Genomic DNA, 18,894 nt, shown 5'->3' on the forward strand with positions numbered 1-18,894 from the left:
CACACAGGTAGCCGATGGCGAGCCGCCGCAGAGGCATCAGGGGAACAGCTTTTGATCCGAAAAGCTTGCGAGCAGATGGTCGTAAACCAGCCTGACCCTGGGCGGCACCGGTCCGGACTGCGTGCGGTAGATGATCAGATCCATGGGCGCGGGGGCCAGTTGTTGCAGAACCTCGACCAACAGACCGTTGGCTAAATGTTGCTCGGCGAGATAATGAGGCACCTGAGCGAATGCGAGTCCCGACAGAACGAATTCCAGCTCCGTTTCCGGATCGTCGCAGCTAAACGCCGGGGAGGGCGGCGAATACATGCGGCCCTCCGAAAACATCCAGGGCCAGGGCCTGCCGTTGTTACGGTCAATCAGCGTCGACAGTGGCAACTCCTTCAGATCGTCGAGGGTGGTCGGCAAGCTGGTCGCTCTGATCAATGCTGGCGCAGCGACGACCTTCAGCGGCACCTGCCCGATAGCGCGCGCGATGTAGCGCCTGTCTCGCACGGCACCGATGCGTATGCCGATATCAATGCGTGAGGCAACGGCGTCGGTCAATTGATCATCCAGACTCAGCTCAATCCGCAATCCTGAATTCAGCTCCATCAGCGGCTTCAGATAGCGTGCAAGGTAGAGCTTGCCGATCGAGTGCGGCGCAGTGATCCCGACGCGTCCGCTGACGCTGGTCGGCTGCAGGCGCGTGTTAGATACGAACAACTGATCGAACTGATTCAACGTGTCCCGCGCCCGTTGGGCGATCTCAGCTCCAAACGCTGTGACGTGCGCCTGCCGAGTGCTGCGGTGAAACAATGGCTCGGCGAAAGAGCGCTCGAGCTCCTTGATGGCTCGGGTGATTTTTTGCGGCGATGTCCCCAGGCGATTGGCTGCCTCGCGAAAAGTGGGTGATTCCACAGCGACGACGAAGATACGCAGCATTTCGAGGCGGTTGAGCATGACGGTCCTCAAGTTCCAGAAAATGGAATTCTCAAATCCTAACTCTTCCATTTTCTGAAGCGAAGTTTGATCGCACACTCGCTCTCAACAACTTCCCGAATCAATCTGCAGGAGACTGATCATGAGCAAAGGCATTCAAGGCAAAGTCGTCGTCATCACCGGCGCAAGCAGCGGCCTCGGAGAGGCGACCGCGCGCCATCTGGCAAACCTCGGCGCTAAAGTCGTACTGGGTGCGCGTCGTCAGGAGCGTATGGACGTCATCGTTGAGGAGATTAAGGCCACAGGTGGTCAGGCTTCTGCCTACACGGTGGACGTTACCCGTCGCGAAGACTTATCGGCTCTGGTCGACAACGCCGTCAGAGATTTCGGCCGCATCGACGTCATCGTCAACAACGCAGGTTTCATGGCGATCTCTCCCATCGCCGAGCTGCGCGTCGACGAGTGGGACCGCATGATCGACATCAACGTGAAAGGGGTGCTTTACGGTGTCGCCGCCGCGTTGCCTAAGTTCGAAGCACAAGGTTCCGGCCATTTCATCAACATCTCGTCGGTGGCAGGCATCAAGGTCTTCAGCCCGGGCGGTTCGGTTTACAGCGGCACTAAGTTCGCCGTGCGCGCGATCTCCGACGGCCTGCGCCATGAAGTCGGCGCAAAGATCCGCACCACCACCATCGAGCCTGGCGCAGTGGATTCCGAGTTGAAACTGGGCAGCGGCCACCAGCCAAGCGCTGATGCCGTGAACGAGTTCTACAAGCAAGCGATCCCGGCCGATTCCGTCGCCCGCGCCATCGCCTTCGCCATCGAACAGCCAGGCGATGTCGACATCAACGAAATTGTTCTGCGGCCTACTGCGCAGGACTTCTGATGCGCTGAGTTGTGTTGCTGCAGGCTTAAAACCTGCAGCAACACATTCGCAATTTAGGACGATCACGTTGTTAATAACTGTTCGCGCTTTCTGTGGGAACGAATATATTCGCGGTGGGCATGGCTGTTATTAAAACTCACATTTCAACGCTTTCTTATAAATACGCTTCTGAGACTGCATAGTCTTCCGGGCTGTGGCTCCTTTCTTCTGCAGAATGCGACGGCTAAGTCCTGCTCTCAAAGTGCAGGGAAGCGACGGCACGGATCGTCATTCGGTGCAGAGCCTGTAGTCCAGTAGTTTCCTTGCCTGTAAGCAATTTCCAAATTTCTCCGTTCGGCTTGTTCATCCAAAACGCCCACGCTAGTTTTCGCTTCCTCGAAAATTAATCTCGATACGTTGATTTTCCTGGAGTTGGGCTGCGTAGCACCGCGATCCAGGCTCTCAATGTCCATTACCTACGGATTTAAAACCCGGTCTTCATAAGGAAATGACCTTTGCCCGATCAGGACGAGTTTCGCGTCACGCTTAGCCTTGCCCAAATGGCCGCGATTCTGGAGAACGAATCCCTCACGCCCTACGAGATTTTCTCGAGCCGAGTCGTTGGCAGCCTGCGCTTAGTGGGGGGAATCATAGAGCTCGGCGGCGCCGGCGTGCTATGCGCAGTCCCGGAACCCACAATGATCACCAAAGTGGGATGCGTTGCCATGGGGCTGCACGCCGCCGACCAAATGGCGGCCGGCGCGCACCAACTGGTGACCGCCAGGGAAACCGATTCGTATGCGTTCAAGGCGGGCATGACGGCCGCCGAAGTCATGGGTGCATCCCGCGCCAGCGGTCAAGTCGTCGGGCTCGCGGCTGAGTTCGCGGTCCCGCTTTCGACAGCTTCGCTCTATAACGCGTTCAGGGTCTCGTCGGTTCGGGCGGGGAGGATGACGGTTGTCGTGAGCGAGAGATTTCCTAATGCACCGAAAAACGGTCCTGGTGGACACACATTGCAATTCCATGTGGGGAAAGCCTTAGATGAACTGCAAAAACGATTAAAGCGCAAGAAATCGGCTGACGTTATGTCGACTTTTGCCAGCATAGAAATGGCAGAATGGGCAGTGAGCCAGGTGCTAAAGTCAAATAAGAGCAAGATATTGCTCTATTCCAAAGCCAAAGTATTACGGGTGAACAATAGGGTAGTACTGACAATGGATGTTGGAAAGAATATTGGATGGGGCATTGCACGCGCAGCCCCTGATTCTCCGCGAGACATGAGCAAGGTCTGCGTGGTTGTAGACTTTACAGAATATAACTTTATGCCCGCTTATATAGTCACTGCGTATCCAGTTCTCTGACGTCGTGGTTCACAGCAGTGTCAGTTTTTAAAGGCCGTTTGCGGTTCAGGCTCCAGCACCTCTGTAGGAACAATGATGCGTAGCTATCGTCAGCTGTTTAGTTTTATGTGTGATCTCGGCGACGGGATACAGGATCATCTTCCTGAAGAGATGCGTACTGAGCAGCTCGGGCTTGAGGAAATCGTAGGCCTGTGGGTGGACAATAAATCTTATCTGGAAATCAGGTCGCTCAAAAAAGACATGGCTGCGTATGTGAAAAAGTGCGAAGAAATGGATTACTCGCTGGATGCAATTTTTCCCTACGATGATTTCTTGCTCTTCGTCCCGGAAAGATTTGGCTGCGATGAGTCGGTGTTGTTCTCTCAAGTCTTGCCGATGATCGAACAAAGAGAGGCGGAGACGAACAGGTCTTTGCCGACCGACGTGATTAAGTGGTTCAAATCGATCTACGCTAGGCCAATACCCTAAATGTCACTTTGCATGTCGTGACGCTCGGCGGGGTCAAATCACGCCCACAAAAAAACCGGCTCAAATCTGGCCGGTTTTTTTTGCTTCAAGCTACGTAACCGCTTGAAGGTGCTGCTGTTTGGTGCCCCGAGGGAGACTCGAACTCCCACTCCTTTCGAAAACGGATTTTGAATCCGCCGCGTCTACCAATTCCGCCATCAGGGCTCAATGGCGGCGAAGTATAGAGACGAGCCTACCGTTGGTCAATCATGTTTCATGGTCAATTTTCAGGTTTTCCGCTAAACTTCCCGGCCCTGCTAGACGAACCCCATCATGCGTGTCGCTGACTTTACCTTCGAACTCCCCGATGCATTGATCGCTCGCCATCCTCTGGCCGAGCGACGCAGCAGCCGTTTGCTCACCCTCGACGGGCCGAGCGGCGCGCTGGCACATCGCCAATTCACTGATCTGCTGGAGCATCTGCGTCCTGGCGATCTCATGGTTTTCAACAATACCCGGGTGATCCCGGCGCGTCTGTTCGGGCAGAAGGCTTCGGGCGGCAAGCTGGAAATTCTGGTTGAGCGCGTGCTGGATCAGCATCGCGTGCTGGCTCATGTACGCTCCAGCAAGTCGCCCAAAGCGGGTTCGACCATCTTGATCGATGGCGGTGGCGAAGCCGAAATGGTTGCGCGCCACGATGCGTTGTTCGAGCTGCGTTTTGCCGAGCCGGTGCTGCCGTTGCTCGAGCGCGTGGGCCACATGCCGCTGCCTCCTTATATAGATCGCCCGGACGATGACGCCGACCGCGAGCGGTATCAGACTGTTTACGCGCAGCGGGCCGGTGCGGTGGCGGCGCCCACGGCGGGTCTGCATTTCGACCGGACCATGATGGACGCGATTGCCGAGAAGGGCGTCCAGACTGCGTTCGTGACGCTGCACGTGGGGGCGGGGACGTTTCAGCCGGTGCGTGTCGAGCGGATCGAGGATCACCACATGCACCACGAGTGGCTTGAAGTCACTCAGGAAGTGGTCGATGCCGTCGCGGCGTGCCGTGCGCGCGGCGGGCGGGTCGTTGCAGTGGGGACGACCAGCGTGCGCTCGCTGGAAAGCGCGGCCCGAGATGGCGTGCTCAAGGCATTCAGCGGCGACACCGATATCTTCATCTACCCCGGCCGGCCGTTCCATGTGGTCGATGCGCTGGTCACCAATTTTCATTTGCCTGAATCCACGCTCCTGATGCTGGTTTCGGCATTCGCCGGTTACCCGGAAACCATGGCCGCCTACGCGGCTGCAGTGGAGCACGGTTACCGCTTTTTCAGTTACGGGGATGCCATGTTCATCACCCGCAATCCCGCGCCGACTGCGCCTCAGGGTCATGACCCGGTGGACTCGGCCCCAGAGGATCCAGCATGAGTCGCACCTGTCGTATGTCGTTCGAGCTGCTTGCCACCGATGGCAAGGCTCGTCGTGGTCGTCTGACCTTTCCGCGTGGCGTCGTCGAAACCCCGGCCTTCATGCCGGTCGGCACGTATGGCACCGTCAAGGGCATGTTGCCCCGGGATATCGAGGCCACTGGCGCGCAGATCATTCTGGGCAACACCTTCCATCTGTGGCTGCGTCCCGGCACCGAAGTGATCAAGGCTCACGGTGATCTGCACGATTTCATGCAATGGAAGGGTCCGATTCTGACGGACTCCGGCGGCTTCCAGGTGTTCAGCCTCGGCGCCATGCGCAAGATCAAGGAAGAAGGCGTGACCTTCGCCTCGCCGGTCGACGGTGCCAAGGTCTTCATGGGCCCTGAAGAGTCGATGCAGGTTCAGCGCGACCTGGGCTCCGACATCGTGATGATCTTCGACGAATGCACGCCGTATCCGGCCGATGAGGATGTCGCACGTACATCCATGGAACTGTCGCTGCGCTGGGCCAAGCGTTCGAAGATCGCCCATGGCGAGAACACGGCGGCGCTGTTCGGCATCGTGCAGGGCGGCATGCACGAGAATCTGCGCATGCGCTCGCTGGACGGCCTGAACGAACTCGACTTCGACGGCCTGGCCATCGGCGGCCTCTCGGTGGGCGAGCCCAAGCACGAAATGATCAAGGTTCTGGATTACCTGCCAGGACGCATGCCGGCTGACAAACCTCGTTACCTTATGGGTGTAGGCAAGCCTGAAGACCTGGTTGAAGGTGTGCGTCGCGGAGTCGACATGTTCGACTGCGTCATGCCTACGCGCAATGCCCGCAACGGTCATCTGTTCATCGACACCGGTGTCCTGAAGATTCGTAATGCGTTTCATCGTCACGATGACTCGCCGCTGGATCCGACCTGCGATTGCTACACCTGCAAGAACTTCTCTCGCGCTTATCTGCATCACCTGGACAAGTGCGGAGAAATGCTGGGGAGCATGCTCAATACGATCCACAATTTGCGGCATTACCAGCTGCTTATGGCTGGTTTGCGCGAGGCTATTCAACAGGGTACATTGGCCGCCTTTGTCGACACGTTCTATGCCAAACGCGGGCTTGCCACGCCGCCGTTGGACTGAGCGACATCCGGTCTTACCGCTTCCTATTATTAAAATTATGCAACTGGAGTGTTAAATGAGCTTTTTCATCTCTCCCGCTTTCGCGGATGCAGCGGCACCTGCTGCAGGCCCCGCAGGTTCGGGCTTCGAGTGGATTTTCCTGGTCGGCTTTCTGGTCATCTTCTATCTGATGATCTGGCGTCCACAGGCCAAGCGTGCCAAAGAACAGAAGAACCTGCTGGGCAACTTGCAGAAAGGCGATGAAGTCGTCACCTCCGGCGGTATTGCCGGCAAGATCAACAAAGTGACCGACGACTTCGTTGTTATCGAAGTGTCCGACACCGTTGAGCTGAAGATCCAGAAGGGCGCCATCGCTGCCACCCTGCCCAAGGGCACTCTGAAAGCCATCTGATTCCAGTCTTTTACCAATCGACGGGGCGCGCAAGGCGCCCCGCGTTCTAAGCAGGCGGCGTGATGTTGAACAAATACCCTCTGTGGAAATACATCCTGATCCTGGCAGTGCTGGTGATCGGCTTTATTTATTCCGCACCCAATCTCTACCCTGATGACCCGGCTATTCAGGTCAGCGGCGCAAGCACTGCGCTGCAGGTCAATCAGGCTGATCTGGATCGCGTAAGCAAGGCGCTTACCGATGCTGGCATCGCGGTCAAGGGCGCGTCTCTGGCCGAGAATGGCAAGGGCGGTTTGTTGCGTCTGACCAAGCAGGAAGACCAGCTGCCAGCCAAAGATGTCGCGCGCAAGGCGCTGGGCGACGACTACGTCGTTGCATTGAACCTGGCGCAAACCACGCCAAAATGGTTGCGCAGCATCGGCGCTACGCCGATGAAACTGGGTCTGGACTTGTCCGGCGGTGTGCACTTCCTGCTTGAAGTCGACATGGACAAGGCGCTCAGCGCTCGTCTGAATGTCTACGAAGGCGAAGTGAAGAGCCTGCTGCGCAAGGAAAAACTGCGCTATCGCAGCCTGCCTCAGGACAATGGCGCCATTCAGCTGGGCTTCAGTGACACGGATTCCCGCGAGCAGGCCCGTGCTCTGATCCGCAAGGATTACAGCGATTTCGATATCACCATGAGCGATCGTGGCGAGATGCCGATCCTGCGCCTGGCCATGACTCAGGCCAAGGTCGCCGAGATCCGCGAATATTCGATCAAGCAAAACCTGACCACCGTCCGTAACCGTGTCAACGAACTCGGTGTGGCCGAGCCGCTGGTTCAGCGTCAGGGCGCCAACCGTATCGTGGTTGAGCTGCCGGGTGTGCAGGACACCGCCGAAGCCAAGCGTATTCTCGGCAAGACGGCTAACCTTGAGTTCCGTCTGGGCGCAGGCCCGGATGACACCAAGGCCACCACTGAAATGTTCGAGTTCCGCGAGGGCGGTCGCCCTGCGGCAGCGGTCGAGCGCGGTTTGATCATCACCGGTGACCAGGTGACCGATGCCAAGGCTGGCTTCGACGAGCACGGTCGTCCGCAGGTAAACATCAAGCTGGACGGTCACGGCGGTGACCTGATGAGTCGCGCAACGCGCGCCAACGTCGGCCGCAGCATGGCCGTGATCTTCATCGAGCAGAAACCGACCACCACCTACACCAGACAGGTTGTGGACGGCGTCGAGAAAGACGTGCCGGTTCAGACGTTCAAGGAAGAGAAGAAGATCATCAGCCTGGCGACCATTCAGTCGCCGCTGGGCGCGCAGTTCCGCATCACCGGCCTGAACGGTCAGGGTGAGTCGTCGGAGCTTGCGTTGCTGCTGCGTGCCGGCGGTCTGGCGGCACCGATGTACTTCGCCGAAGAACGTACCATTGGCCCGAGCCTGGGTGCCGACAACATCACCAAGGGTGTGCATGCATCCCTGTGGGGCATGCTGTTCGTCTCGCTGTTCATCCTCGCCATCTACCGTTTCTTCGGTCTGATCGCGACGGTTGCGCTGGCCTTCAACATGGTCATGCTGCTGGCGCTGATGTCGCTGCTGGGCGCAACGCTGACCCTGCCGGGTATCGCCGGTATCGTGTTGACGATGGGTATGGCGGTCGACGCCAACGTGCTGATCTTCTCGCGTATTCGTGAGGAGCTGGCAAACGGCATGAGCGTGCAGCGTGCGATCAACGAAGGTTTTGACCGCGCCTACACCGCGATTCTCGACGCCAACCTGACCTCGCTGTTGGTCGGCGGCATTCTGTATGCCATGGGCACAGGCCCGGTCAAAGGTTTCGCCGTGACCATGTCGCTCGGGATCTTTACCTCGATGTTCACAGCCATCATGGTGACGCGTGCAATCGTCAACCTGATCTATGGCGGTCGTGACTTCAAGAAGTTGTGGATTTAAGGGGCTGCCATGAAACGTACCATCAACTTCATGGGCGTTCGCAACGTTGCGTTCGCCATCACCATGCTCCTCACCGTACTGGCGTTGTTCAGCTGGTTCCATAAAGGGCTCAACTTCGGTCTGGACTTCACCGGCGGTACGCTGATCGAGCTGACCTACGAGCGTCCTGCCGATCTGGGCAAGGTGCGCGAGGAGCTGGTGTCTTCGGGTTATCACGAAGCCATCGTGCAGAGTTTTGGCGCGACCACCGACCTGCTCGTGCGTATGCCGGGTGAAGACCCGCAGCTGGGCGCTCAGGTGGCCGAGGCGCTGCGTCGCACCGGCGCTGACAACCCGGTAACGGTCAAGCGCGTCGAGTTCGTCGGCCCTCAAGTGGGCGAAGAGCTGCGCGATCAGGGCGGCATCGGCATGCTGCTCGCGCTGGGTGGCGTACTGATCTATCTGGCCTTCCGCTTCCAGTGGAAATTCGCAGTCGGCGCCATCGTTTCCCTGATCCACGACGTGGTGGTGACGATGGGTATCCTGTCGTTCTTCCAGGTGACGTTCGATCTGACCGTGCTGGCCGCCGTGCTGGCGATCATCGGTTACTCCCTCAACGATACGATCGTGGTATTCGACCGTGTCCGCGAGAACTTCCGCCTGCTGCGCAAAGCGTCGCTGATCGAAAACATCAACATTTCGACCACCCAGACGCTGCTGCGGACCATGGCGACTTCGATCTCCACGCTATTGGCCATCGTGGCACTGTGGATCTTCGGTGGCGACAGCCTGCACGGTTTCTCGGTCGCGCTGTTCATTGGCGTTCTGGCAGGTACCTACTCGTCGATCTACATCGCCAACGTGGTACTGATCTGGCTCAACCTGAGCACTGAAGACCTGCTGCCACCAGTGACGACCGAGAAGGTCGACGATCGTCCCTGACGATGGCTGACCGGTCATCCCTTAAAAAAAGCGCGAGTGTGAACTCGCGCTTTTTTTTGTGCTCCAAGGCTGGGAGTAGCGCGAGCAATTGCGCTGAATATGGTCAGGAGGTTCACGTGAACAAGTCGTTGCTAGTTGGTGCAGTATTGGGTGCTGTCGGTGTGACTGCCGGTGGTGCTTTGGCCACCTATAGCCTCGTAAAACAAAGCGGCCCAGAGTATGCCGATGTACTCGCCGTCGAGCCTGTTAAAGAACAAATCAAAACCCCTCGTCAGGTGTGCAAGGATGTCGCGGTCACCCATCGCGCTCCGGTGAAGGATGAGCATCAGATTGTGGGCAGCGTTATCGGTGCCGTAGCGGGTGGCCTGCTCGGTAACCAGGTAGGTGGCGGTACTGGCAAGAAAATCGCAACCGTGGCGGGCGCCGTTGGCGGTGGTTACGCGGGCAACAAGGTTCAGGAAGGCATGCAGAACCGCGATACCTACACCACCACTGAAAGCCGCTGCAATACCGTTAACGACATCAGTGACAAGGTCGTTGGTTACAACGTGAAGTACAAGTTGAACGACAAGGTCGGTCAGGTACGTATGGATCGCGACCCAGGCAGTCAGATCCCCGTCAACAAGGATGGTCAGCTGGAGTTGAGTCAGGCCGGTCAATAACTGTCACATCCAGCTATTCTGAAAAACACCCCCTTATCCGGGGTGTTTTTTTTGCCCGCTACCACGCCATATCCGATAAGTCTGGAGTCGGTAGCAACTATATATTTTTAATTTGAATACCCGGCGCGTAAGCTTTTTTTGTGGTGGAAGCCTGGGTTTCGCAAGCCAGCCCGCCTCAACAACTCTAATAAAAAAAGTTACGCCAAGCGGGAAACAACAATGCATAAAAGCCCTGTATCTCTCGCCCTTACTTCTGCTACGGCCCTTGGACTGAGTCTCGCCTTTCCCGGCTTCGCGGAAGCGGACTTTTTCGAAGACAGCAAAGCAGACCTCGAATTTCGCAACTTCTACTTCAACAGCGATTACCGACAGGACGGTGCGAGCCAGTCCAAACGCGACGAGTGGGCCCAAGGCCTGATTCTTAATTACGAATCCGGCTTTACCGAGGGAACGGTGGGATTTGGCGTCGATGCCCTCGGACTTTTCGGCCTCAAGCTGGACTCCGGACCTGACCGGCGCAACACCGGCCTGCTGCCTGTCGGCGACGAGAAAGCGCCCGATGACTATGGCCGTTCAGGGGTGACTGCCAAAGCCCGGATTTCCAAGAGCGTGCTGCGGGTGGGAACCTTGATGCCCAGGTTGCCGACTGTCTTGCCCAATGACGGTCGCTTGTTGCCGCAGACGTTTCGCGGCGCGCAGTTGACCTCCAGAGACCTTGCCGACACCACCGTCAATATCGGTCGCCTGACCAGCAACACCGAGCGCAATGACAGCGGCCATGAAGACATCGAAGCCGAAGGCAAAGGCATCAAAGGCGGGCGCCCAAGTGATTCTTTCGATTTCGCCAGTGCCAGTTACAACTGGGCCAAAGGCCTCATCACGTCTTATAACTACGGCAGCCTGGAGAACAACTACAAACAGCACATCGTCACGCTGGTGCATGACTTTGCGCTGAGCGAATCACAGTCCATCAAAAGTGATCTGCGGTATGCGCGCTCCCTCAAAGATGGCAACTCCAATATCGACAACACGGCGGTCGGCGCGAAGTTCACTTACAGCATCGCCGGCCACGGTTTCGGTGTGGCCTATCAACGCATGAACGGCGAAACTGGTTTTCCGCACCTGGCAGGCACGGACTCCTTTCTCGTCAACTACGTGATGATCTCGCCGGACTTCGCCAACCCCGAAGAGCGGTCATGGCAGGCGCGCTATGACTACGACTTCGCGACCGTCGGCCTCCCTGGCCTGACGTTCATGACTCGCTATCTCAAAGGTGACCACTTTGCTCGCGCAAGCAAGGAGGGCACCGAGTGGGAGCGCAACACGGACATTGCGTATGTGTTCCAGAGCGGCGTGCTCAAGAACCTCGAGTTGAAGTGGCGCAACGGCAGCTATCGCAGCAACGGCGGCAACAACATTGACCAGAACCGCGTCATCGTCAGCTACACGCTGCCGCTGCTCTGAGTCGTTCGATTTCAGCAACTTCCCGACAACGCTCATTCTCGGCGATCGCCGCAACGGAGCCCGCAATGCCAACAAGAAAAACCCTTATCCACCTGGCCGTCGCCTTCGCCCTGTTCAACAGTTACGGCGCCTACGCGGCCAATACCGCAGAGCTGCCCTGCGCGACCACGGAACAGTGCGCCGCGCAGGCGGCAAAAATCGGTGCCACGGTCGACAAATCGAAATCCGCGGGCAGTAAAACGGAAAGTCAGTTTTCCTGGCTGAACCGGATCAACAAAGCCTCGATCGTCATGCTGACCGAGGAGGGCATCGTCAAGCCGGAAATGGGGCAGAAGATCGCCACGGGTGTGCGTTACGCTATCGATCAGGCGGATCAGCCCAACGGTAAACGCCCGAGCGATGTGCTCCAGCTCGAACAGATTATGACCGACAAGATCGGCCCGGAGGCCTCGCTGATTCATTCCGGTCGGAGTCGTCAGGACATGCTCGCCACGTACCGTCTGGCCAAGCTGCGTTCGGACGTGCTGGCCTACAGCGAAGCCATGAATGCAACGCGCAAGCGCCTTCTGGATCTGGCCGACAAAAACGTCGATACGCTCGTGCCGGCCTACACCAATGGCGTGCAGGCGATGCCGATCAGCTACGCACACTATTTGCTGGCGTTCGAGGCTGCATTCGATCGCGACGGTCAGCGTATTCGCGAGCTGTATCAGCGCCTGAACCAGAGCCCGATGGGCACGGCGGTGCTTGCCAATTCGGCCTACCCGCTGAATCGCGAACGACTGGCTCAGTTGCTGGGCTTTGACGGGGTGCGCGAGAACTCACTGGATTCCAGTCAGGTGTCGACTTACGACATTCCGATCGAGGCGGCCAATATTGCGTCTTCTTCGGCGATTCGCGTGGGCGCAATGATTGGCGACATTCACACGCAATACCATCAGATTCGTCCTTGGCTACTGCTGGATGAAGAAAAAACCTACACCAGCAGCGCCATGCCGCAAAAACGCAATCCGGGACTGCTGATGCGCGCCCGTGAGAGTGCGTCAGATGTGGTCGGGCTGGCGCAGACCGTGACCTTGCGTGCGCACAACGTGACCACCGGCATGACCGACTACAAGTTCGCCTTCGACTCGTTGGGCGTCTTCGATTCCACCAAAGAGATGTTTGCGGCAATGGACGCGGTGTTTGACGCGCTACAGGTCAATCCGCAACGCGCACGGGAAGAGCTGGAAAACGAATGGACCACCTCGATGGAGCTGGCCGATACGCTGGAGCGCACGCAGAAAGTGCCGTTCCGCATCGGTCACAGCTTTGCGTCGATGATCGTCGAACAGGCGCGAAGCGAAGGCCTGACGCCGAAGACGTTCCCGTACGCCGATGCACAGAAGCTGTATGCGAAGGCGGCTGACAAATATCAGTGGAAGCCCAACTCACTGCCTCTGGACGAGGCGACGTTCCGCGCTGCGTTATCCCCGGAGGACATGGTCAAAACCCGCAAGGGCACCGGTGGCCCGCAGCCGCAGGAGGTCAAGCGAATGCTGGCCGAAGCCCACAAGACGCTGCAAGCGGATCAGACCTGGTTGCGGGAGCGTAGGGAAAAGCTGACGCAGGCCGAAGGTGATCTGGACCGGGCATTCGAGAAGCTGCTGTCGTCCAAGGGTTGACTCATTCCCACTCCTGCAGGCCGGCCTGCCTGTGGGAGTGGGTGCCCGCACCAGGCTGACGCCCGCCAAAAACGCTCCTGCACATTCAGCTCCGATGGACCGGAAGCTGGATCACGTCGCTCATGGTTTCTCGATCCAGAGCCTTCTGCCAGCGCGCGATGGCCAGGCACGCCACGCAGTTGCCGAGCACGTTGGTCAGCACCCGACACTTCATCAAGCGTTCCACGCCCAATAGAAGTCCTGCACTTTCCAGCGGTACCCCATGAAACAGATTGAGGGTTGCGATGAGGGTGAAGAACGCCGAGCCCGCCATGCTGGTCGACCCCAGTGAGGTCACCAGCGTAATCAGCAGCAAGGTCAGTATCTGTTCCCCACTCAGATGAACGCCCGACAGTTGCGCTAAAAACACCGCAGCCACGATCAGATAAAGGTTCGAGCCGTTTAAATTGAAGGTGTAACCCGTCGTCAGCACCAGGCGGGCCAGTTGCGGGTTGCAGCCCAGATTTTGCATTTTCTCGATCAGGCTCGGCAGTGCGGCAATCAAAGAACCGGTAAAGGTCACCAGCAGCAGTTCGTCCTTGAGGTAGATGATCAGCTGCCAGATCGAGGCGCCGGACGCCTGGGCGACAGGTGTCAGGATCAGCAATACGAACAGGGCACTGGCCAGGTACATCACTGCGACGAATTTCAGCAGCGGTACTGCGGAAGCCGGACCGAACTTGCCGATCGTGTACGCAATGGCGCCAAAGGCGGCGAGCGGCGCAAACCTGAGTATCAGTTTCAGCACACTGAACAACACCGCCACGGTTTTCTCAAGCAGGTTACGCAAGGCGTCGGCCGTTGGGTGCCCCTTGGCGCGGGCGATCAATGCCCCGGTCAGCAGGCCGGCGAACATGATCTGCAGGATCGGATTCTGTGTAACCGCGCGGCCGAGCACGTTGCCCATCGCAGACCAGGAAAAAGCGGTGCGCGCTGTTTCGTTTTCCAACGGCGCCAGCGGGATCTGCAACGGCCCGGCTCCCACGCCCGCACCGGGCTGAAGGAGTTCGGCGATCAGACAGCCGAGCAGCAGGGCCAGCAGCGTCATCGTCTGGAAATAAACAAGAATCTTGCGGGCCAGACCCCGTTGCCTCACCTGAAGGCTGGCCACTCCAGAGGCAATCAGCAGAAACATCATGAACGGCATGATCGAGCCGATGATGCGGATGAAACCATCGCTCAGGGGTTTCATTTCGACCGCAATCGGCGGCTCGAAAAGGCCCAGCAACGCGCCGCAGGCGATGGCCAGAAGCAGTTGCAGAGTGGCGCTGCGCAGAAGTCGTGTGGGCATCGGTGTCCCGGGAATTTCAGCGTATTTATTGTTATGAGCGTGCCTTGCCAGCCCCACGGGGATTGGGCACGCTTGCCTGCCAATGTCGCATCGACCGGGCGGCAATCATAAAACCTTGTTGCGGGACAGACCACCATGGAGCTTCGTCATCTGCGCTATTTCGTCATGGTGGCCGAAGAGCGGCATTTCACCCGCGCCGCTGCGCGTCTCAACATGCAGCAGCCGCCCCTCAGTCAACAGATTCGCGCCCTGGAAGATGAGCTGGGCTTCGATCTGTTCAAGCGCCACCCCAAAGGTGTCGATCTGACGGCAGGCGGGCTGGTGTTCCTGCAAGAGGCGCAGGACATTCTGGCGCGAGTCAAGGAAGGTTCGCTTAAGGCCTCCCGCGCGGCGCATGGTATCGAAGGACAGCTGTGCATCGGTTTCACCAGCTCGGCAGCGGCGCATCCGCTGACGCCGCAAATCATTCGAGCATTTCGCGAGCGTTTTCCGGGCGTGGCCGTTTCACTCAAAGAGGGCAGCGCCCAGCAGCTGACCGAGGCGGCCATCGACGGCGGCGTGGACGTGGGTATTCTGCGCGCCCCCGTCGGCGGCCATCAAAGCATCGAGTTTCATCGGCTGCTCAATGAAGAGATGCTGCTGACGTTGCCGGTCGGGCATCGTTTGCTGGCAGATCACGCTGCGCAAGACCCGATGCCTGTCATTGCGCTGACGAGCCTGTCAGACGAGCCGTTCATTCTCGTGCGTCGTCCCGGTGCGCCGGGCATGTACGCCAACCTCATCAAGGCCTGCCAGAACGCCGGGTTCAATCCCAGGATCGCGTTTGAAGTCGAGCGCATGCTCACCAACGTCAGCCTGGTCGCTGCAGGGGCGGGAATTTCTATCGTGCCTGCCTCGATGAAGGATGTGCACAAGGACAGCGTCGTCTATTGCAGAATCGGCGGCGCCCGACCGCCGCTGCACGCGCCGGTCACGCTGGTCTGTCGCAGTTTCAATCAGTTGCCGCCGCTGGAAAACTTCATCGACTTGTCGCGCGAATTGAGTGGGCGCAAAGCGCTACAGCGCCCATAAAAAAACCGGCACAGGGCCGGTTTTTTCTACTGCGAGACGCTTAGCGTTTCAGCGATGCAGGCACGTATGGCGCGATCGAGGTCAGTACGGCTTTGAAGCACTTGGTGTTGCCCGCAACAATGTGACCTTTTTCAAGGAAGTCGTGCCCGCCATTGAAATCGCTCACCAGACCGCCTGCTTCCTGAATCAGCAGGGCGCCGGCAGCCATGTCCCACTCCGACAGGCCCGATTCCCAGAACGCGTCGAAACGACCGGCAGCCACGTATGCCAGGTCCAGACTGGCTGCGCCAGCGCGGCGGATACCCGCGGTCTGGCCGACCAGCGAACGGAACATGTTCAGGTAGTTTTCGAGGTTGTCGAGCTGGTTTTCGCGGAACGGAAAACCTGTGCCCAGCAGCGCGCCTTCAAGGCTCTTGCGCGGGCTGACGCGCAGACGGCGACCATTGAGCTGGGCGCCGCGGCCACGGCTGGCGGTGAACTCTTCCTGACGGACCGGATCCAGAACAACGGCGTGTTCCAGACGGCCACGGTATTTGCAGGCGATGCTGACCGCGAAGTGCGGAACGCCGCGAACGAAATTGGTGGTACCGTCCAGCGGGTCGATGACCCACAGGTAATCGGCGCCTTCGCCGCTGCCTTCATGCAGGCCGCTTTCTTCGCCGAGGATGCCGTGAGTAGGGTATGCCTTTAGCAGAGCGTCGACGATGGTCTTCTCTGCTGCGCGATCGATCTCGGTGACGTAGTCTTTCGCGTCTTTTTCATCGACCTTGATGGTATCCAGGCGCTCGATGGAGCGGAAAATCAATTCGCTGGCGCTGCGGGCGGCGCGCAGCGCGATATTCAGCATGGGCTGCATGGATGTATCACCTAGGTCGTTAAAGAGAGCCGGGCATTCTATGGGTTCTTGTCGATGATTTCCAGCGCGAGCGCAGCTTTTGCCATGCGTCCGGTCGGCGCACAGTTGGACAAAGACGGGCTGGTCCGCGGCCTTGCAAGGGTGTATGTAACGCACAATACGCAAGGGTTCGTGGCGTTGAGCCGGCCCCTTCTGTAAGATTCCTCCCCCTTTTCACCTGCTAGCGAGACCACACCATTGCTGCAAAATATTCGTGTCGTCCTGGTCGGCACCAGTCATCCGGGAAATATCGGTGGCGCTGCCCGTGCCATGAAGAACATGGGGCTTTCGCGTCTGGTGCTGGTGGATCCCGCGATGTTTCCGCACCACGATGCCGATGCCCGGGCGTCCGGTGCCAGCGACATCCTGGAGAACGCCCAGGTTGTGGCCACGCTGGAAGAAGCGCTGGTCGGCTGCAGCCTGGTCATGGGCACGAGCGCGCGTGATCGCCGTATTCCCTGGCCATTGCTCGACCCTCGCGAGGCCGGCAACAAATCCGTGGAGCACGCGGCACTCGGCGAAGAAATCGCGCTGGTGTTCGGTCGCGAGTACGCAGGGCTGACCAATGAAGAACTGCAGCGTTGTCACTACCACGTGCATATTCCGTCCGATCCCGGGTTCAGCTCCCTGAACCTGGCGGCCGCTGTTCAGGTATTGAGCTACGAGACGCGCATGTCATGGCTGGCGGTTGAAGGGCAGGCGAGCAAGGTCGAGAAATTCGAGGTGAACTCGGTGCGCAGTACCGAGCTTGCGACAATGGATGAGATGGAGAAATTCTATGAGCATCTGGAAGCCACGCTTGTAAACATTGGCTTCCTCGATCCGGAGAAGCCTCGCCATCTGATGGCCCGGCTGCGTCGGCTCTACGGACGCTCGGCTGTCAATCGATCTGAAATGAGCATTTTGCGTGGCATCCTCACCGAAACCCAGAAAGCGGCCAACGGTGAGCCCTACAAGCGGAAGGATCAGTGATGTTCGAGCGCCTGCGAGAGGATATTCAAAGTGTGTTTCACCGTGACCCGGCGGCCCGCAACGCGTTTGAGGTGCTGACCTGTTATCCCGGTATGCACGCCATCTGGCTGCATCGTTTGTCTGGATGGTTGTGGCGCAAGGACCTGAAGTGGCCTGCGCGCATGGTTTCCAATTTCGGTCGCTGGTTGACGGGTATCGAAATCCATCCCGGTGCCAAAGTCGGCAGGCGTTTCTTCATCGACCATGGCATGGGCATCGTCATTGGCGAGACCGCCGAGATCGGCGACGACGTGACGCTTTATCAGGGCGTGACCCTGGGCGGCACGAGCTGGAACAAAGGCAAGCGCCATCCCACGCTTGAGTCCGGTGTCGTGGTGGGAGCGGGCGCCAAAGTGCTCGGACCGTTCACGGTGGGGGCCGGCGCCAAGGTGGGTTCCAATGCCGTGGTGACCAAGCCCGTGCCCGCAGGTGCGACCGTGGTCGGCATTCCGGGGCGCATCATCGTCAAATCCGACGATGACGCCGAAGCCAAGCGAAAGGCCATGGCCGAGAAGCTGGGTTTCGATGCCTATGGCGTCAGCGAAGACATGCCGGATCCGGTGGCCAAAGCGATCGGTCAGTTGCTGGATCATCTTCAGGCCGTCGATGTGCGCATGGAAGACATGGGCAAGGCGCTCAAGAGCCTTGGCTGCGAATACCGGGAGAAAGAGCTTCCGGAGCTGCGTCAGGAAGTGTTCGACTGCATCAAGGAACGCCCTGAGACCAAAGTCGTCCAGGACTGAAAAGGGCGGCGCGGTATAGTAAACGCGGGCATCCCATTTCAGTCCGGCGTTTGCTATCATGCCGCCGCGCTTTTGCGGGTAATCCCGACTGTTTCACTAGGTCTTATAGTTGACTTAAATACTCGGAAATAGCATACTCGCTCCCATTCCGAACCTCCGCGGTACACGTCATGCGACTGACTACAAAGGGCCGATACGCTGTAACTGCCATGCTTGATCTGGCGTTGCACGCGCAGCATGGGCCAGTGTCTCTGGCCGATATCTCTGAGCGGCAAGGGATTTCCCTTTCTTATCTCGAGCAACTGTTCGCCAAGCTGCGCCGCAGCAATCTGGTGTCCAGTGTGCGTGGGCCGGGCGGTGGCTATCAGCTGTCTCGCACCATGCAGGGTATTCAGGTCGCTCAGGTCATCGATGCGGTCAACGAATCCGTCGATGCGACGCGCTGTCAGGGGCTCGGTGATTGCCATGCGGGTGACACCTGTCTGACCCACCACTTGTGGTGCGATCTCAGTCAGCAGATTCATGAATTTCTAAGCGGTATCAGCCTGGCCGACCTCGTCACTCGCCGTGAAGTGCAGGAAGTCGCCCAACGCCAGGACCTGCGTCGTTGCGGTAGCAAGATGCAGCAACTGGACAAGATTGAAACATCCGCCGTTGAGTGAACGCAGATGAAC

Annotated in this window: 18 protein-coding genes and 1 tRNA gene; 15 read left to right on the plus strand and 4 right to left on the minus strand. The window is 58.4% G+C overall.

Features of this window, described 5'->3' with window-relative positions; translation table 11 throughout:
* Nucleotides 1-36 precede the first annotated feature (36 nt).
* Nucleotides 37-942, minus strand: coding sequence for a LysR family transcriptional regulator (locus BMZ10_RS13680; RefSeq protein WP_093462952.1), 906 nt, complete (start codon nt 940-942; stop codon nt 37-39).
* 121 nt (nt 943-1,063) lie between these two features.
* Here BMZ10_RS13680 and BMZ10_RS13685 point away from each other — a divergent pair, with 121 nt between their 5' ends.
* From BMZ10_RS13685 to BMZ10_RS13695, 3 genes are all read left to right on the plus strand, one after another.
* A complete protein-coding gene (locus tag BMZ10_RS13685; protein ID WP_093462955.1) occupies nt 1,064-1,807 on the plus strand; it encodes an SDR family oxidoreductase in 744 nt (247 codons plus the stop codon).
* Between the two features lie 494 nt (nt 1,808-2,301).
* Nucleotides 2,302-3,147: an RNase A-like domain-containing protein gene (locus BMZ10_RS13690; RefSeq protein ID WP_093462958.1), complete on the plus strand. Its 846-nt coding sequence runs from the start codon at nt 2,302-2,304 to the stop codon at nt 3,145-3,147.
* Between the two features lie 75 nt (nt 3,148-3,222).
* Nucleotides 3,223-3,615, plus strand: coding sequence for a hypothetical protein (locus BMZ10_RS13695; protein WP_093462961.1), 393 nt, complete (start codon nt 3,223-3,225; stop codon nt 3,613-3,615).
* Nucleotides 3,616-3,734: 119 nt separating this feature from the next.
* Here BMZ10_RS13695 and BMZ10_RS13700 read toward each other — a convergent pair.
* A tRNA-Leu gene (locus BMZ10_RS13700) sits at nt 3,735-3,819 on the minus strand.
* 108 nt (nt 3,820-3,927) lie between these two features.
* Here BMZ10_RS13700 and queA point away from each other — a divergent pair.
* The 8 genes from queA (at nt 3,928) to BMZ10_RS13740 (ending at nt 13,170) form a co-directional block, all read left to right on the plus strand.
* On the plus strand, nt 3,928-5,007 hold the full coding sequence (queA, locus tag BMZ10_RS13705) for a tRNA preQ1(34) S-adenosylmethionine ribosyltransferase-isomerase QueA (protein ID WP_093462964.1): 1,080 nt from the start codon (nt 3,928-3,930) through the stop codon (nt 5,005-5,007).
* A 14-nt stretch (nt 5,008-5,021) separates the two neighbouring features.
* Complete coding sequence (gene tgt, locus BMZ10_RS13710) at nt 5,022-6,137, plus strand: tRNA guanosine(34) transglycosylase Tgt (protein WP_093462967.1); 1,116 nt, start codon at nt 5,022-5,024, stop codon at nt 6,135-6,137.
* Between the two features lie 55 nt (nt 6,138-6,192).
* Nucleotides 6,193-6,528: a preprotein translocase subunit YajC gene (gene yajC, locus BMZ10_RS13715; RefSeq protein WP_002552468.1), complete on the plus strand. Its 336-nt coding sequence runs from the start codon at nt 6,193-6,195 to the stop codon at nt 6,526-6,528.
* 62 nt (nt 6,529-6,590) lie between these two features.
* Nucleotides 6,591-8,459 (plus strand): protein translocase subunit SecD, encoded by a 1,869-nt coding sequence (gene secD / locus BMZ10_RS13720; RefSeq protein WP_093462970.1) that lies wholly within the window; start codon nt 6,591-6,593, stop codon nt 8,457-8,459.
* Nucleotides 8,460-8,468: 9 nt separating this feature from the next.
* Complete coding sequence (secF, locus tag BMZ10_RS13725; protein ID WP_093462973.1) at nt 8,469-9,380, plus strand: protein translocase subunit SecF; 912 nt, start codon at nt 8,469-8,471, stop codon at nt 9,378-9,380.
* A gap of 116 nt (nt 9,381-9,496) precedes the next feature.
* A complete protein-coding gene (locus BMZ10_RS13730; protein WP_093462975.1) occupies nt 9,497-10,042 on the plus strand; it encodes a glycine zipper 2TM domain-containing protein in 546 nt (181 codons plus the stop codon).
* A gap of 219 nt (nt 10,043-10,261) precedes the next feature.
* Nucleotides 10,262-11,506 (plus strand): OprD family porin, encoded by a 1,245-nt coding sequence (locus BMZ10_RS13735; protein WP_093462978.1) that lies wholly within the window; start codon nt 10,262-10,264, stop codon nt 11,504-11,506.
* 65 nt (nt 11,507-11,571) lie between these two features.
* A complete protein-coding gene (locus BMZ10_RS13740; RefSeq protein WP_093462980.1) occupies nt 11,572-13,170 on the plus strand; it encodes an argininosuccinate lyase in 1,599 nt (532 codons plus the stop codon).
* 85 nt (nt 13,171-13,255) lie between these two features.
* On the opposite strand, the gene BMZ10_RS13745 is transcribed toward BMZ10_RS13740, so the two are convergent.
* Entirely contained in the window at nt 13,256-14,500 is a 1,245-nt protein-coding gene (locus BMZ10_RS13745) for a cation:dicarboxylate symporter family transporter (RefSeq protein WP_093462983.1), read from the minus strand.
* A 135-nt stretch (nt 14,501-14,635) separates the two neighbouring features.
* Between BMZ10_RS13745 and BMZ10_RS13750 the strand changes: the two genes are divergently transcribed.
* Nucleotides 14,636-15,571, plus strand: a complete 936-nt coding sequence (locus tag BMZ10_RS13750) for a LysR family transcriptional regulator (RefSeq protein ID WP_093462986.1) — start codon at nt 14,636-14,638, stop codon at nt 15,569-15,571.
* Between the two features lie 40 nt (nt 15,572-15,611).
* On the opposite strand, the gene suhB is transcribed toward BMZ10_RS13750, so the two are convergent.
* Entirely contained in the window at nt 15,612-16,427 is an 816-nt protein-coding gene (suhB, locus tag BMZ10_RS13755; protein ID WP_093462988.1) for a type III secretion system regulator SuhB, read from the minus strand.
* A gap of 237 nt (nt 16,428-16,664) precedes the next feature.
* Here suhB and trmJ point away from each other — a divergent pair, with 237 nt between their 5' ends.
* The 3 genes from trmJ (at nt 16,665) to iscR (ending at nt 18,882) form a co-directional block, all read left to right on the plus strand.
* Nucleotides 16,665-17,438 (plus strand): tRNA (cytosine(32)/uridine(32)-2'-O)-methyltransferase TrmJ, encoded by a 774-nt coding sequence (trmJ, locus tag BMZ10_RS13760; RefSeq protein ID WP_093462991.1) that lies wholly within the window; start codon nt 16,665-16,667, stop codon nt 17,436-17,438.
* Nucleotides 17,438-18,220, plus strand: coding sequence for a serine O-acetyltransferase (gene cysE, locus BMZ10_RS13765; RefSeq protein ID WP_093462994.1), 783 nt, complete (start codon nt 17,438-17,440; stop codon nt 18,218-18,220). Before trmJ ends, cysE begins: the two co-directional genes overlap by 1 nt.
* A 170-nt stretch (nt 18,221-18,390) precedes the next feature.
* Nucleotides 18,391-18,882: a Fe-S cluster assembly transcriptional regulator IscR gene (gene iscR, locus BMZ10_RS13770; RefSeq protein ID WP_093462997.1), complete on the plus strand. Its 492-nt coding sequence runs from the start codon at nt 18,391-18,393 to the stop codon at nt 18,880-18,882.
* The last annotated feature ends 12 nt before the right edge of the window (nt 18,883-18,894 follow it).

This window comes from Pseudomonas sp. NFR16 (assembly GCF_900108875.1).
In the GTDB taxonomy this organism is placed as follows: Bacteria; Pseudomonadota; Gammaproteobacteria; order Pseudomonadales; family Pseudomonadaceae; genus Aquipseudomonas.